1 protein-coding gene is annotated in these 1,759 nt (G+C 47.5%); it reads right to left on the bottom strand.

Annotated features, from left to right (window positions below; genetic code table 11):
• Nucleotides 1-372: 372 nt before the first annotated feature.
• Nucleotides 373-1,638 (bottom strand): IS110 family RNA-guided transposase, encoded by a 1,266-nt coding sequence (locus ABN764_RS29440; RefSeq protein ID WP_138186008.1) that lies wholly within the window; start codon nt 1,636-1,638, stop codon nt 373-375.
• Nucleotides 1,639-1,759 lie beyond the last annotated feature (121 nt).

The following is a 1,759-nucleotide window of genomic DNA, read 5'->3' as shown; positions in this document are numbered from 1 at the left end:
AGCTCCCTCAAAATGATTAAGTTTCCTCACTCAGACTCATGAATTCGCAGGATTTCACCCTATGGTAAATGTGAGGAAAGAAGACTTGTAGTAGCCGGTGACTTGGGGATCGTAGCAAGGGCATGCGAAAACAAAGGGGAGGCATTGACCACCCATATTATTCCATATGCGCACGTCTCCACTTCGCCTTAGCGATTCTCACTCCCATGTCTCAACGGGTCTAAGCCCTTTCATTCCTTCGTCACATCTAACCTAGGGGTGGAGGTCGGTCTTTCTAACGGAACGGGTCCGAGCCCTTTTGCTTAACTTCTCCCGATACTCCGTGCTTCTTGTTATCCTGCGAATGCATGAGCTAGTGAGGGAAGAATGTACTTAGGCTGCTTGCGGGAAAACTTTGGCTGAGTCATAGCCCTCGCAACTTTTTGCTAAGCCCACTAGCATTCGTGCAACTTTACCGCATAATTTCATAATGGATTTCATTTTCTTTAACTTCTTTACCTCGACGTTGAAATGGTGCAAAGCTCTGATATCCGAATTTGTCATAACCATACACATTGTCATGAGATAGAGAAACCTACGTAGACGAGGGCGGCCACGTTTGCTAAGCGACATTTTACCACGCCACTTTCCAGAACTCGCCTCTGTCAGATTAAGGCCGGCATGTCGTAACAAAGCATTTCCATGGGCATATCCGCTCAGATCTCCGGTTTCTCCTAGAACACCGGCCAAGCTCGTTGCATTCAAACCCTGAATTTCAAGCAACTTCTGTGCGTAGGGAATACGCTTAAGGGTGAGGTGAAGCTCATGCTCAATCTGTTCAAGCTGGCGCTTAGCCAAGTCATATTCCTCGAGCAATTGTCCCAGGTGAAGTTTATAGGCATGGAGTGCTTGCTTGGCGCCAACACTGGATTTTGCTAGTACAATGAGCTGCTCCGCTCGTTTAGCTCCAGCATGACGCTTCACATATTGTTTCCATCCAGCAAGGACCTGCTCTGTTGTTAAGCGACAAATTTCCTCCGGCAAGGGGAAGAGTCTGAGCGTTGCAATGGCACTTGTGCAAGTAAGGATCTTAAAGACCTGGCGCAGCTCAGGGAATACGATATCTACCCATCGATGAATTTGGTTAACAGCGCTGTTGAGCCGTTTGGTAACCGTGTCTCGGTTAGCCATGAGAATTCGCAGTTCTTCGTAGGCTTCTGGATGAAAACGAACAGGGGAGTAATACCCGTTTTTGACCATATCTGCAATGACAAGAGCGTCCTTGCGGTCGCTTTTAGATGGGGTATTGTCACGGTTCTCCTTATTCTTTTTGACGAGATGGGGATTAACAAGAACGGACTCAATGCTCTGAGAAGAGAGCCAACGTGCGAGATTTAGCCAGTAATGTCCGGTGGGTTCCATGCCTACAATGACTTTGTTAAGCTTGTAGACTTTGAGTAGATCGTGGATCCAGCGTCCCAGCATCTCAAACCCCTCAAGATGATTGCCAAACTCTAGCGGTGTACCTAATGCAATTCCACGAAAGCTGACTGCGCGGGCCACATGGAATTCTTGGGCGATATCTACGCCGATGACTAGGTGATGAACGGTAATGTTTTCAATGAGTTGATTTTGCTTGTCCTGTGCCTTAAACTTCATAGTAGAGCGACCTCCTGGATGGGATTATTGAGGCAATGACCTCGTGCACAACCCCATCGTACCGAGGCGCTCGTTTTTGTTCAACCACCCAATTATTCGTATTACAGGAATTCTAACGGAG

The organism is Paenibacillus wuxiensis (genome assembly GCF_040195695.1).
GTDB lineage: Bacteria > Bacillota > Bacilli > Paenibacillales > Paenibacillaceae > Paenibacillus_B > Paenibacillus_B suaedae.
This window is presented reverse-complemented; position numbering and strand designations above follow the sequence as displayed.

Bases quoted from the DNA above. Each gene is read 5' to 3' on its own strand.
- ABN764_RS29440 (WP_138186008.1), bottom strand. From the start codon at position 1,638: ATGAAGTTTAAGGCACAGGACAAGCAAAATCAACTCATTGAAAACATT.